Below are 13,664 nucleotides of genomic sequence, written 5' to 3' on the forward strand. Positions count from 1 at the left end.
ATGGCTACACCTTTAGAAGGAGTTCAGAGAAGAAGTTTAGATCAATATAATGATGTATTATTTGCTATAGCTGTTATTTTAATAGTTGTAATGTTCATTGTTCCATTACCAACATTCTTATTAGACTTATTATTGACCTTAAATATTAGTTTAGGTTTGACAATTTTATTAGTATCAATGTATTTGGTAAATCCATTGGAGTTATCGGTATTTCCATCATTATTATTGATAGCAACTCTATTTAGATTAGCATTGAACGTATCGACTACCCGTTTGATTTTGGTTCAAGCTAATGCTGGAAAGGTAATTGAAGCCTTTGGTGATTTCGTTGTTGGTGGTAACTATGTAGTAGGTTTTGTTATCTTCGTTATCCTAGTTGTTATCCAGTTTGTGGTAATTACTAAAGGTTCTGAGCGTGTATCAGAGGTAGCAGCTAGATTTACTTTGGATGCTATGCCTGGTAAGCAGATGAGCATCGATGCTGACTTAAGTTCAGGATTGATTACTGAAGCAGAGGCAAGAAAGAAGAGAGAAGAGATAAGGCAAGAAGCCGATTTTTATGGTGCTATGGATGGTGCCAGCAAATTCGTAAAGGGTGATGCTATTGCTGGTATTATTATCACCCTAATTAACGTATTGGGTGGTTTAATTATTGGGGTTATTCAATTGAATTTACCTATTTTAGAGGCATTACAGACTTATACTTTATTGACAGTGGGTGATGGGTTAGTAAGTCAGATTCCTGCCTTATTAATCTCTACTGCGACAGGTATTGTTGTTACTAGAGCAGCATCTGAAGGAAACTTAGGACAAGATTTTACTAAACAGTTATTCAGTCAGCCAAAGACGTTAATAATGGTGTCTGCTGTAATTCTTCTATTAGGAGTATTGACGCCATTACCAACCTTTCCTTTTCTATTATTATCTATAATGCTTGGAGTAACAGGTTATATGATGTATCAGGCTGGTAAAGAGAAGCAAGAAGAGATGGTCTTTGACCAAGAGGAAGAAGAGATAGAGGAATATCGAGAACCAGAAAATCTATCACAGTTATTACAGGTTGATCCAATGGAGTTGGAGGTTGGTTATAATCTAATTCCTTTGGTTGTTCCTGAGCAAGGTGGAGACTTGTTAGATAGGGTTTCTATGATTCGTCGCCAATGTGCTCTGGAATTGGGGATTATTATTCCACCGATTCGAATTAGAGATAATATGCAGTTAGAACCAAACTACTATCGAGTTAATTTACGGGGCATTGAGATTGCTCAACATGATATTAAAGTTGATGGCTATCTAGCTATGGACTCTGGAATGGCTACCGAAGAGATTAATGGTAGAGAAACAGTGGAGCCTGCTTTTGGCTTGCCAGCTATTTGGATTGATGAAGATGATAGAGAAAGGGCTGAGATGGCAGGATATACAGTGGTAGATCCACCTTCTGTAATGGCAACCCACTTGACAGAATTAATCAAGTCTCATGCCTATGAACTATTAGGTAGACAAGAGGTTAAGGAGTTGATTGATAATATTAAGGAAGATTACCCAGCAGTTATTAATGAATTGATTCCAGATTTATTAACAATTGGTCAGGTTCAGAAAGTATTGCAGAATCTATTAAAAGAGGGAATTTCAATTAGAGATTTAGTCTCAATCTTAGAGGTCTTAGCTGATCAAGCTAAGAATACACATGATATAGGGATATTAACTGAATATGTAAGGCAAGAAGCATTATCTAGGCATATCTCTAAAAAATATAAAGGGGAGAATAATGAGCTTTATGTTATTACCTTAGCTCCAGAGTTAGAAGAAGAGATATCTAATTCCATTCAGCATAGTGATCAGGGCTCATATATTGCTTTAAATCCAAATAAAGCACAACAGATATTCAATAGTTTATCTGAAAAGGTTGAGCAAGTAGCCACTCAGGGTATCGAACCGATTGTCTTAACTTCGCCAATAGTTAGGTATCATTTTAAGCGATTAACAGAGCAGGTAGCACCAAACTTGACGGTATTGTCCTTTAATGAGCTAGAATCTTACCTTAATGTTCAAACAGTAGGGATGGTGAAAGTATAGATGAAGATAAAAAAGTACCGTGCAGAGACGATGCAAGAAGCAATATTAAAAGTGAAGTCAGATTTGGGCTCTGATGCTATTATTTTGCATACACGTAAATTTAAACAAGGTGGTTTTTTTGGCCTTTTTGCTAAAAAGATGGTAGAAGTGATAGCTACAGCTGATCAGGATAATAAGAAAAGAAAAGAGAGTAAATTAAGTGATAGTAAGCAAATTGATGAAAATATTATTTTAAAATCAGAATTATCCCAGATGAAGAATATGATGAATGATCTTATGGGAGAGATTAAAAATAAGAATCAACAATCTTTACATTTAGTAGTCAATCCAGCTTTAGAAAGGTTAATTGAAGCTTTATGGACTTTGGGGTTAAGTAGGAAGATGGCAAAAGATCTAGCTGAGGAAATTGCTAATAAGGTAAATTTAACAGATTTAAATAATGAAGAGATTAAAGATATTTTAAGGGAGGAACTAAAAAAAGAACTTATCGATATACAACCAATTGAATTAGAAGCAGGTAAGACTAAGGTTGTATCTTTAGTGGGACCAACAGGAGTCGGTAAGACTACTACTTTAGCGAAGTTAGCAGCAAGATTTTCGTTATTTGAGAATAAGAAAGTGGGGCTAATTACTGCTGATACTTATAGAATTGCAGCAGTAGATCAGTTAAAAACTTATAGTGAGATTATAAACTTACCCTTAGAGGTTGTCTTTACTCCTCAAGAACTATTAAATGCTATTAAGGGCTATAGTGGTTATGATTTAGTTTTAATTGATACTGCTGGTAGAAGTCAGAATAATCAACTTCATATCTCTGAATTAAAAGGTTTTATTAATAATGTTCCTATTGACGAGATATATTTAGTATTAAGTGCTACTACTAAAGTAAATGATCTTATGAAAATTATAGAAGTATATAATGAAATTGATTTGGATAAATTGATTATCACTAAGCTTGATGAAACTAATTCTTGGGGCACAATATTGGAAGCAACTGCTAAGGCTAAAAAACCTTTATCCTATATAACTGTTGGGCAAGATGTTCCAGAAGATATTAAACTACCAGAATCTGAACAATTAGTAGAGGATATATTAAAGGGGCTAGAATTATGAATGATCAAGCATCTAAACTAAGAAATTTAGTAGAAAAAATGAAAGTAGAAAAGGATAAAGGAAAAAAAGAAAGAAATACAAAGAGTAAAGGTGCTTATATTTATACTGTTACTAGTGGTAAAGGTGGGGTAGGAAAGTCCAACTTCACTGCTAATTTAGCTTTAGCCTTGAATGCATTAGGAAAAAAGGTGATAGTTCTTGATGCTGATTTAGGTATGGCTAACTTAGATGTTATTTTGGGTGTAACGCCCACCTATAATTTAGAACATGTAATGCAAGGGCGTAAGACCTTACAAGAAGTTATTGTTGAGGGTCCTAATGGATTATCACTAATTCCTGGTGGTTCAGGGATACAAGAACTAGCTAATTTATCTCAATATCAAATCAATAATTTAATTAGTGACTTTGTTAGAGTTGGAGAAGAGTTTGATATTATTTTAATCGATACAGGAGCAGGATTAGCACATAATGTAGTAAACTTTATCTTAGGTGCTGATGAAGCTATTGTTATTTCTACTCCTGAACCTACTTCTATAACTGATGCGTATGGTGTTGTTAAGGTTATTAGTAAACACGACAGAGAAGCAAATATCAAACTTGTTATCAATCAAGCTGAGAATGAAAGAGAAGGTGAGAGAATAGCTAATCGTCTAATTAAGACTGCTTATGATTTTCTAGAACTAGATATTGAGTTGTTGGGGGTTATACCAAAAGACAATGCTGTAGTAAAATCTGTAATGAGCCGTAGTCCATTTCTTTTGGAATTTCCAAGAGCTAAAGTATCTAAAAGTATTAATCTTACAGCTGCTAAATTGGTAGATGCAGAAGTTTGCCAAGATTCTGAAGGGATTAGAGGCTTATTTAATAGATTTTTAGGGATTTAATTGGGACTTGAGTAGGAGGTGTTGTGGTTTGAAGAGAAACTCTAAAGTAGTAAAGAGGTTTGACCTTAATAGAAAGCTGGATATTAACCAGAGAGTTGATATAATTGTGCCTTATGGAAATTATGAGGGAAAATATTCATCTCAGGTGGTTGATGTAAAAAATAGCTCAATTTTTACTATAAATACCCCTTTTTCAGAAGGTGAGGTTATTAATGTACCTATTGGAACTAAAATAGATGTTATGCTTAGAGAAAATACTGGATTATATCAGATACCAGTAAAGGTTATTAAAAGAGAAGTTGAAGTTACCCCTTTATTAATAGTAGAACTGGTTGGAGAAGTTAGTAAGATACAAGAAAGAGAATTCTTTAGATTAGATATTTATCAAGAGACAGAATTTAGAGTAGTTGCTGATAATGATGATTTGATTAATTTAAATAATTTTGATGAAGAAGCAGGTCTTTATAATGATTTAATAAGGGCTGACAATTCTCACACCTATAATGCTATTATCCAAGATATTAGTGCTAGTGGACTTAAGATGGTTACTAAAGATGATTCCTTAGTTGAGGGTCAGATTTTAGAAATAGATTTTAATTTTACTAATCTACCCTTTGATAAAATCTTAGCTAAGGTTGTTAGGGTTATTGTAGAGTCAAAACAAGATGAAAAAAGATATAGTATAGGGGTTGAATTTGTTCATCAAAATATAGTTCAACGAGATAAAGTTATACAATGGTTATTTACTAAGCAACGTGAACTAAGAAAGAAGGGGCTTATTTAATTTGGAATTTGGTTTATTATTTTAAAATGGAGGTATTATTCTATGGCAAAGGGACCTCAATTAAAGGTTAATCAAAAGGTAACAATAGAGATAGAAGGCGGTACTGGTAAAGGTGAATATATATCAAGGGTATTGGACTTTAATGATAAGACTATAGAATTAGAGATTCCATTTGATGAAGATAATAGACCTTTATCCATTAAAAAAAAGACTCCTTTAAAAGTAACCTTCCCAGGAAGAACAGCATTATATCAGATGGAGACAAAGGTAAAGAGCACCAAGAAGAAGCCTGTATATTCTCTGATAGTCTTTAATTCTAATAATATCAGTAGAATTCAAAGAAGAAGGTTTGTGAGAATTTCCATTCAAGAAGAGATTGAATATAGACCTATATCCTATTGTGACATTAAAGGAAAGATAGAGTATGATAATTATGCAGAAGAGTTTAGTAAGGCAGTAGCCACTGATATTAGTGGTGGAGGACTTATGATGGTCATACAAGATGTTAATAGGTTTGAAAGAGGGCAAGCCCTAGAGCTAAAGGTAGATTTTATAGATTTATCTATTAGTATATTAAATGGTGAAATTGTTAGAATTGTAGAAAAAGAAGACGTTGAGACTGGTAAAATTACTACTGCTTATGGAATTAAGTTTATTGATATGTCAAGTGATTTGAGAGAAATTATCATTGAATGGGTATTTGCTAAACAACGGGAATTAAGAAAAAAAGGATTGATTTAGCTGTAAATTATTAAAGAGGCCAAAGGGGTGAGAGTTGATGAAGGATATTGATGGTAAGCTGGCTAAATTAGGACCTATACAGCTTGATGCTTTAAGAGAGGTTGCTAGTATTGGTGCAGGAAATGCAGCTACTTCCCTTTCGGAGATGCTAAATGATAAGATTCAGATGAAAGTTCCTAAAGTAAATATCTTACCTATAGATCAAGTTCCAGAAATTATGGGTGGAGCAGATAATCTAATAGCTGCTATCTTAGTTAGAATCAAGGGAGATATTAATGGTGGTGTTTTATTTACTTTAGGAAATAATAGTGCAAATAAATTAATCTCCTTATTAATTGGTGAAGAGGTTAATATTGAAAAGAATATAGGGGAACTAGAAGAGTCAGCTCTTAAAGAAGTAGCTAATATACTAACAGGGTCTAATCTAAATGCCTTTTCTCAGATGCTTAATATCAGAATAATGCCTGACGTTCCAGCTCTGGCTCATGATATGGCAGGCGCTATTTTAGAAGTAGCTTTTATAGAAATAGGGCAGATAGGGGATTATGCATTAGTAATTGAAACAGAGATTTTAGGTAATTTAGAGGTTAATGGTCAGTTCTTTATAATTCCTGATCCTGAATCTCTAGATTTTATGCTAAAGAGGTTAGGTGTTGATGTTGATTAGTAATAAGATTAGAGTCAGGATGGCTGACCTTAAAGTTGGAAAAGAAAATGATGTTTTGATTACATCGGGTTTAGGTTCTTGTGTTGGATTGACTTTATATGATAGTAGTAATAAGATTGGAGGAATGGCTCATATTATGTTGCCAGAGTTTCCATCTAATCGTAAACAGGGTAAACCCGAAAAATATGCAGATACAGCAATAGATATCTTGATTGAAGAGTTAAGGAAAGTAGGGGCAAATATTAGGAATTTAGAGGCTAAGATGGCTGGAGGAGCCCAAATGTTTAATTTTTCAACTTCTAATGATAGAATAAGAATAGGAGTTCGTAATATTGAAGCTGTAGAAACTATCCTTAAAAGGAAAAGAATTCCGATAATTGGTGCTGAAGTAGGAGAGAACTATGGAAGAACGATGGAATTATATAATAACACAGGGGAAGTAATTATTAAAACAGTAAAGCAAGATGACAGAATATTATGATAAGACTGAGTCTATAGATATTGCATTCATATTATAATTAATTAATAAAGGAGGGGATTATAAATAGTGAGTTCCCTTACCAAACAATTTATGATATTATTTGCTATTGTAGCTATTATTATAGTTCTAATGGTATCAGTAATTATGAATTTGGACTTAATAACTATTATTAAGAGAGTACTTATTGGAGCAGCTATTTTTAGTATAATAGGTGGGATAATAGGGCAATTGATAAATTTAAATTTAAGTGATACTATGGAAAAAGAGATGGAAAGTTCAATCAATCAAGTAGCATCTAATTCAGAAGGCACTAATTTTAAAGGAAATTCAGAAAATTTGGAGAGTATAACACCTTTAGAATTTGAAAGTATAGATAAGAAAAATATAAATATTATTAATGAGGATTCAGAGAAATTAGCAAAGGTTATCAAAGGCATAAAGCGGGAATAGTAGGAGGAATCCTTAAATGAAAAAATCAAATAATTTAAAAGAAGATATTCTATGGAATAAGTATAAAAATAGTAATTGCCAACAATCTAAAGAAGAATTAATCCTAAGTTATACACCCTTGGTAAAGCATGTTGCAGGAAAGATTATAACTAAAATACCTGATGGATTTACCTTTGATGATTTATTGAACTATGGTTTTTTGGGATTAATTGATGCTATGGATAGATTTGATTTAAATAGGGAGATTAAGTTTTCCACCTATGCCGTTCCAAGGATAAGAGGTGCAATTTATGATGAAATTAGAAAGTTAGATTGGGTTCCACAATCAGTTAGAAGAAAGTCAAAGAGACTAACTAATACTTATTATCAATTACAAAAAAAATTAGGAAGAAACCCTAATGACGAAGAAGTAAGAACAGAATTGGGCTTGACTTCTGAAGAATTTAATGATTTATTAGTTGATGTTAATATTTCAGAGAATATCTCTTTAGAATCATTCTTTAATCTTAAAGGTGGAGATAAGATAGAACTAAAAGATTTAATTAGTGACTCTGCTGATAAAGAGCCTGATAATATATTTTTCTATGATCAGATGAAAATGATTTTAGGTGAATCTATAGATAAATTACCTGAAAAGGAAAAATTAGTTATCTCCCTTTATTATTATGAAGATTTGACATTAACAGAGATAGGAGAAGTTATGGAGTTAACAACTGCTCGTATTTCGCAGTTGCATACTAAAGCTATTTTTCGATTGAGGGGATACCTTAGTCGGAAGAAAGATCTGTTATTTGCTTGATTGAATAGGGAGGAGGGGTTAGTTATGACAACCATTGAAAAAATTGAGATTGAAGCAAAAAATAAAGAGGTTGCATTAAAAGAGGCTTGTAGGTTATTTAGTGAGAAAGTAGAGGATGAGTTTAGTTTAGAAGACATCTCTATAGAGTTGCTTAAAGAGAAGAAGAAGTTATTTAGATTATTTGGTAAGTCAAAAGTATATCAAGCCACTTTGGAATTAAAAGAGAAGATTGAGAGTAAAAATGGTGAATTTAAGATTGAGGTATCTGATGAGGGTATATTCTTAATAGTAAAGCAACCTGTAGGTAATGGTAGAGAGGTAAAGATGGATATTATTGAAGAGGCCCTTGAGAAGAAGGAGATAGTTGAAGTAGATTATGCTGCAGTTAGTGAAGCTTTAACTTTGGATGGGGAGAAGGTCAAGATTGCTGATAGAAAATATGAATTAGATCGAGATGCAGAGCTGGAGTTTAAGCTAAGTAAGGATAAAATGAAAGCTTATATAAGCCACACTCCACCCCTTGGTGGAAGAAAATTTACAGTTGATGATGTAATAGAAGAGTTAAAGAAAGAAGGTATAGTTTTTGGTATAAAAAGAGAAGAATTTGCTGAAGTCTTTAATCCTAAGAAGCCACTAGAGGATTTTTTAATAGCAGTTGGGCAGGATCCTGTTCCTGGAGAAGATGGTAGAATAGATTTTCAATTTGATATTAATAGTTCTGAAAAGAAGGTTAATTTGTTAGAGGATGGTAGTGCAGATTTTCGTAATCTAGGTAGAATTATTAATGTAGAGCCTGGAGACTTATTGGCTACTAAAGTTTTAGCAGTAGAGGGTGAACCAGGCAAGAATGTAATAGGTGAGGATGTTCCTCCACCACCTGTGAAGGATATAGATATACCTGTAGGTGAAAATGTTGAATTGAGTGAAGATGGTATGGAATTAACTGCGGGAATTGAAGGTCAAGTAGTCTATAATCATGATGCTATCAGTGTACTAGATGTATATACCGTAAAGGGAGATGTTGATTTATCAACGGGAAATATCGATTTTACAGGTAGTGTAATAGTAAGTGGAAATGTAAATGATGGTATGGAGATTAAATCTGAAGGAAATGTTCTGATAGAAGGTAGTGTTTATGGGGGAAATATAGAAGCTGATGGTCAAATTGTTATTAAAAAAGGCTTTATTGGTGCAGTTAAAGGTACTTTAAAGGCAAAAGGTGATATTAACGTTAAATTTATTGAGAATGGGCTAGTTATAACTGAAGGAGATCTAGTAGTACAAGATGCTATAATGCATAGTAATATTGATGCTGGTAACAAGGTTGTTGTAGAGGAGAAGAAGGGATTAATTGTTGGGGGTAAGGTAAGAGCCACTAAAGAGATCATAGCTAAAAATATTGGTTCTAATCTGGCTACTCCAACAGAGGTTTCTGTTGGGATAACCCCTGGTACAAGAGATGAGTATAATAATAAGGATAGTCTCTTTAAAGATAAACAAGAGAAGTTGGATCAAGTTATTAAGAATATAAAACTACTAAAAGACCAAAGGGAGAAAAATGATGGTAGACTCCCAGCTAATAAGCAGGATTTATTGAATCAATTGACTAGAATGAGATTTTCCCTTGCTGCTGAGATTGAAGAGATAAAAGAAGAGCGAAAGAGTTTAAAAGCTAAGTTGGAAGAAGGCAAAGATGGAAGGATTAAGGTCCAAGATACTATTTATACAGGGGTTATTGTATATATAGGAACCTCTGTAAAGAGAATAGATGAGGTTGAGAGATTTGTTCAGTATTATTTAGATGATGAACAAATCAAGTCAAAACCTTACTCTTAAAGGAGGCAGGTCTTATGGTAGAGCCTATAAATCCTAAGACTATATTTTCTCGTTCCTTAGATATTAGTAATTTAGAACAGAGTAGAAAGGCTAAACCTAATATTTATCAAAATCAGTTGCAACAGGAATTACAGCAAAAAGATGTAAGAAAGCAGGAAAGAGTAAACAAATCTGAGGAGACAGGGCATAAAAAGATTAAAAAAGAAGGTGATAAGAAAGAAGAAAAAGGAAGAAAGAGAAGAAAAGAAAATAGAAATGATGATAATAAAGATAATGAGAATGAAAAAGAAGCTAAGATATTAAATGCAGGACGATATATCGATATCAAGGTATAAATGGAGGTAATGGACTTGGAATATATTTTATTTGCTGTAGGCTTAGTAGTGATTGTGGTTTCTTTATTCTTAACTTATCGTTCACAACAGGATAATGATGACTATTATCTTGCAAATGAGATGTTGTCAGAGATTAGAAATTTAAAAGAAGAGTTAGAAGATGAGATAAATGCAATAGTAGGAAGTAATGATTTTGGACAGATGTTAAATCACAAATTAGATAATGGCAGATATAGAGAAGAGATAATTATTTTAAAAGATAGAGTAGAGAAATTGATCGATAAAGTTGAGGATATTGATATCAAAATGGATAAGCTAGATAAAAATATTAAGGACATTAATGTCTTAAATAATCAGCTAAATACTAAACCTACACTTAATCTTACAAATCAGAATCCTGCTTATCAACAGATAAAGAATCTTAAAGAAGAAGGCTTAAGTATGGCAGAGATAGCTAAAAAGATGAATATGGGAAGTCGAGAAGTCGAATTAATTTATAAATTCAATAATCGGAGGGAAAATTAATGTTACGCCATACTTTGTTAGGAATAGGGATTACACTTGTGATTATGGCATTAGTATTATCTTTAGATATAAATCTACCTGGTTTAAATTTACAAAAAGAGACTGTAATTACAGAAAGCGAGATTATAAAAGAGGCTAGGAAGCTGGGGATGACCTTTCCTGGAGAGAGCTATAGTCATGAAGATATTAGCTTAGAAAGAAACTTTAGTTTAGAAGGTGTAGTAGCTTCTTTGAAAGAAGGTAATGTTAAGGAAGAAGCTGAGGTTGAAGAGATTGTAGATGAAAGCTTATCAGTTCAAGATAATAATATAGCCAAAGAAGAGGTATTAGTAGAAGAACAACTGGGTGAAGCTTTAGAAATAGAGCAAGTAGAGCTACAAGAGTTATCTTCAGAAACTAAGAAATTAGAGGAAAGAGATACTAGTAATGATAATTCTAAAGAAGTCATTGATCCTATGATTAAAGAAGATAAAATAGAAGAAGTGTTAAAAACAGAAGTAGAAGAAAAAAAAGATAATGATGATTCTCAAGAGAAACTAAAAGAGGAATTAACTAGACAATTAAAAGAGCAGTTGAAAGAGGAACTAAAAAAAGAGATAAAAGAAGAGCTAGAAAGAGAGAATAAAAAAGTTCTAGTAACTATTCCTAAGGGAATATCTAGTAGAGAGGTAGCTACCTTATTGATTCATCAAGGGGTAATTGATGATAGAAATCATTTTATTGCTGTAGCTGATGAGCTAGAGCTTGACACCAAGATTAAAGCTGGTACTTATTCTTTTCAATTACCTATATCAGTTAAAGAAGTATTAGTACAGTTAACTTCAATTAATTGAATGATTTGATTATCTTAGGACATCATAATGATATCTTTGTTTTTTTGTAAGTCAAAATCCTTACTTAGTAAGTTTAAAATCACTATGTGTATACAAATATCTTAAAAATATTGTTGATATTATTTTTTTAATGTGGTATACTGTTTAATGGTGTTAGAAGAACACCAATCACACACACTTTTGGACTTTGTTAGAGGTGCCCTTAGGGTTTTAGCAAGGGAAGAAGAGAGTGGAGGATTAAAAACCGAGAGGAGGTGCCGCAGTAATGGGTGTAGTAAGTATGAAACAATTATTAGAATCTGGAGTTCATTTCGGACATCAAACTAAGAGATGGAACCCAAAGATGAAACAATACATCTTTACAGAAAGAAATGGGATCTACATAGTGGACCTACAGCAGACAGTTAAATTAGCTGAAGATGCTTATAACTTTGTTCGTGAATTAGCAACTGAAGGTAAAACAGTTCTTTTTGTAGGAACTAAGAAGCAAGCTAAAGAGACTATCAAGCAAGAAGCTGAAAGATGTGGAATGCCTTATGTTAATGAACGTTGGTTAGGTGGTATGTTAACTAACTTCAAAACTATTCGTAAACGTATTGATCGTTTAGAAGAGTTAGAGAAGATGGAAGAAGATGGAGTTTTCGAAGTTTTACCTAAGAAAGAAGTAATGCAGTTAGAGAAAGAAAGAACTAAATTAGTTCGTAACTTAGGTGGAATTAGAGATATGAATGGTCTTCCTGATGTGCTATTTGTTGTTGACCCTCGTAGAGAGGAGATTGCGGTAGCAGAGGCTAAGAAATTAGGCATTCCAGTAGTAGCTATTGTAGATACAAACTGTGATCCTGATGATGTTGATTATGTAATTCCAGGAAATGATGATGCTATTAGAGCTGTTAAATTATTAACTGGAGTTATCGCTGATGCAGTTGTAGAATCTCAAGAAGGCGAACAAGCCGAAATTGAAGAAGAAGCAACTACAGAAGACCAACAATAAGAATAATAAATAAAGGGCGTGTAATGAGGATGTGAATCGTCCTTATGAAGCGCCTTTTTTTTAAATAAACTTTTTCATAAACTATAAGGAGGTTCAATGATGGCAATTACTACAGCTGATATAAAGAAGTTAAGAGAAATGACAAATGCTGGGATTTTAGATTGTAAAAAAGCTTTACAAGAGACAGATGGAGATATGGATAAAGCTGTTGAATACTTAAGAGAAAAAGGTATTGCTTCTGCTGATAAGAAAGCGGGAAGAACTGCTGCTGAAGGTTTAGTAGCTTTTAAAACAGCAGATAACACAGCTGCTATTTTAGAAGTTAACTGTGAAACTGATTTCGTTGCTAGAAACGAAAACTTTAAAGCAGTTGTTGATACTTTAGCAAATCACGTATTAGCAGAAAAGCCTGCTAATGTAGAAGAAGCTATTAGTCAAACTTTAAATGCAGAAGGTAAAACAGTAGAGAAGTACTTAAAAGAGTCTATTGCTAAGATTGGTGAAAATATTTCCTTTAGACGTTTCGAAATCTTTGAAAAGAATGATGACGAAATCTTTGGTACATACTTACACATGGGTGGTAACATTGGAGTTTTAGTTCAACTTAAAGGTGGAAATGAAGACGTAGCTAGAGATATTGCTATGCATGTTGCTGCTGTAAACCCAAGTTATTTATCAAAAGAGGATGTTCCTAGTGAAGATCTTGCTAAGGAGAGAGAAATCCTTACAAAGCAAGCTCTTGCAGAAGGAAAGCCAGAACATATAGTAGAAAAGATGGTTGAAGGTAGATTAAGTAAGTTCTATACGTTAAATTGTTTGTTAGAGCAAGAGTTTGTTAAAGACTCAGATATGACTATCCAACAACTAGTTGATCAAAATGATGCTAGTATTGTAAATTATATTCGTTATGAAGTTGGAGAAGGTATCGAAGTAGAAGAAACAGACTTTGCTGCAGAAGTAATGGGTGAAGTTAATAAATAATATTTATCTAAAAAAGAGGACACTCTCGTGTTCTCTTTTTTTAAAGTCGGCTAGGTTTCTAGTGTTTATTATCTTTTTATGTTACTGTGATTTAATCTTAAAAGCTAGCTAAGTTAGAACCTTTGTGATAAAGTTAATAGAGATAGTGATAATTCATATTTAATA

Annotated in this window: 15 protein-coding genes; all 15 read left to right on the top strand. The window is 32.9% G+C overall.

The window, feature by feature from the left end; genetic code table 11:
- A complete protein-coding gene (gene flhA, locus U472_RS06375; RefSeq protein ID WP_068716651.1) occupies positions 1-2,076 on the top strand; it encodes a flagellar biosynthesis protein FlhA in 2,076 nt (691 codons plus the stop codon).
- On the top strand, positions 2,077-3,189 hold the full coding sequence (gene flhF / locus U472_RS06380) for a flagellar biosynthesis GTPase FlhF (RefSeq protein ID WP_068716653.1): 1,113 nt from the start codon (positions 2,077-2,079) through the stop codon (positions 3,187-3,189).
- Positions 3,186-4,073 carry a MinD/ParA family protein gene (locus U472_RS06385; RefSeq protein WP_083189784.1) on the top strand — a complete coding sequence of 296 codons (888 nt, stop codon included), beginning with the start codon at positions 3,186-3,188 and terminating at the stop codon, positions 4,071-4,073. The genes flhF and U472_RS06385 overlap by 4 nt, the downstream gene beginning before the upstream one ends.
- Positions 4,074-4,101: 28 nt before the next feature.
- Entirely contained in the window at positions 4,102-4,857 is a 756-nt protein-coding gene (locus U472_RS06390) for a flagellar brake protein (protein ID WP_068716657.1), read from the top strand.
- Between the two features lie 42 nt (positions 4,858-4,899).
- The gene (locus tag U472_RS06395) at positions 4,900-5,598 is read left to right on the top strand and encodes a flagellar brake protein (protein ID WP_068716659.1); all 699 of its coding nucleotides are present in this window, start codon (positions 4,900-4,902) and stop codon (positions 5,596-5,598) included.
- A gap of 37 nt (positions 5,599-5,635) precedes the next feature.
- Positions 5,636-6,265: a chemotaxis protein CheC gene (locus tag U472_RS06400; protein WP_068716661.1), complete on the top strand. Its 630-nt coding sequence runs from the start codon at positions 5,636-5,638 to the stop codon at positions 6,263-6,265.
- Positions 6,255-6,746 carry a chemotaxis protein CheD gene (locus tag U472_RS06405; RefSeq protein ID WP_068716663.1) on the top strand — a complete coding sequence of 164 codons (492 nt, stop codon included), beginning with the start codon at positions 6,255-6,257 and terminating at the stop codon, positions 6,744-6,746. Before U472_RS06400 ends, U472_RS06405 begins: the two co-directional genes overlap by 11 nt.
- A 66-nt stretch (positions 6,747-6,812) precedes the next feature.
- Positions 6,813-7,196 carry a hypothetical protein gene (locus tag U472_RS06410; protein ID WP_068716665.1) on the top strand — a complete coding sequence of 128 codons (384 nt, stop codon included), beginning with the start codon at positions 6,813-6,815 and terminating at the stop codon, positions 7,194-7,196.
- A gap of 16 nt (positions 7,197-7,212) precedes the next feature.
- Entirely contained in the window at positions 7,213-7,995 is a 783-nt protein-coding gene (locus U472_RS06415) for a FliA/WhiG family RNA polymerase sigma factor (RefSeq protein WP_068716667.1), read from the top strand.
- Positions 7,996-8,019: 24 nt separating this feature from the next.
- Positions 8,020-9,831: a flagellar assembly protein A gene (locus tag U472_RS06420; RefSeq protein WP_068716669.1), complete on the top strand. Its 1,812-nt coding sequence runs from the start codon at positions 8,020-8,022 to the stop codon at positions 9,829-9,831.
- A gap of 14 nt (positions 9,832-9,845) precedes the next feature.
- Positions 9,846-10,166 carry a hypothetical protein gene (locus U472_RS06425; RefSeq protein ID WP_068716671.1) on the top strand — a complete coding sequence of 107 codons (321 nt, stop codon included), beginning with the start codon at positions 9,846-9,848 and terminating at the stop codon, positions 10,164-10,166.
- Positions 10,167-10,181: 15 nt separating this feature from the next.
- The gene (locus U472_RS06430) at positions 10,182-10,691 is read left to right on the top strand and encodes a hypothetical protein (RefSeq protein WP_068716673.1); all 510 of its coding nucleotides are present in this window, start codon (positions 10,182-10,184) and stop codon (positions 10,689-10,691) included.
- Entirely contained in the window at positions 10,691-11,524 is an 834-nt protein-coding gene (locus tag U472_RS06435) for an MltG/YceG/YrrL family protein (RefSeq protein ID WP_068716675.1), read from the top strand. The genes U472_RS06430 and U472_RS06435 overlap by 1 nt, the downstream gene beginning before the upstream one ends.
- Before the next feature lie 265 nt (positions 11,525-11,789).
- A complete protein-coding gene (rpsB, locus tag U472_RS06440; RefSeq protein ID WP_068716677.1) occupies positions 11,790-12,518 on the top strand; it encodes a 30S ribosomal protein S2 in 729 nt (242 codons plus the stop codon).
- Between the two features lie 99 nt (positions 12,519-12,617).
- A complete protein-coding gene (gene tsf, locus U472_RS06445; RefSeq protein WP_068716679.1) occupies positions 12,618-13,499 on the top strand; it encodes a translation elongation factor Ts in 882 nt (293 codons plus the stop codon).
- Positions 13,500-13,664 lie beyond the last annotated feature (165 nt).

The sequence above is a fragment of the Orenia metallireducens genome, assembly GCF_001693735.1.
In the GTDB taxonomy this organism is placed as follows: Bacteria; Bacillota; Halanaerobiia; order Halobacteroidales; family Halobacteroidaceae; genus Orenia; species Orenia metallireducens.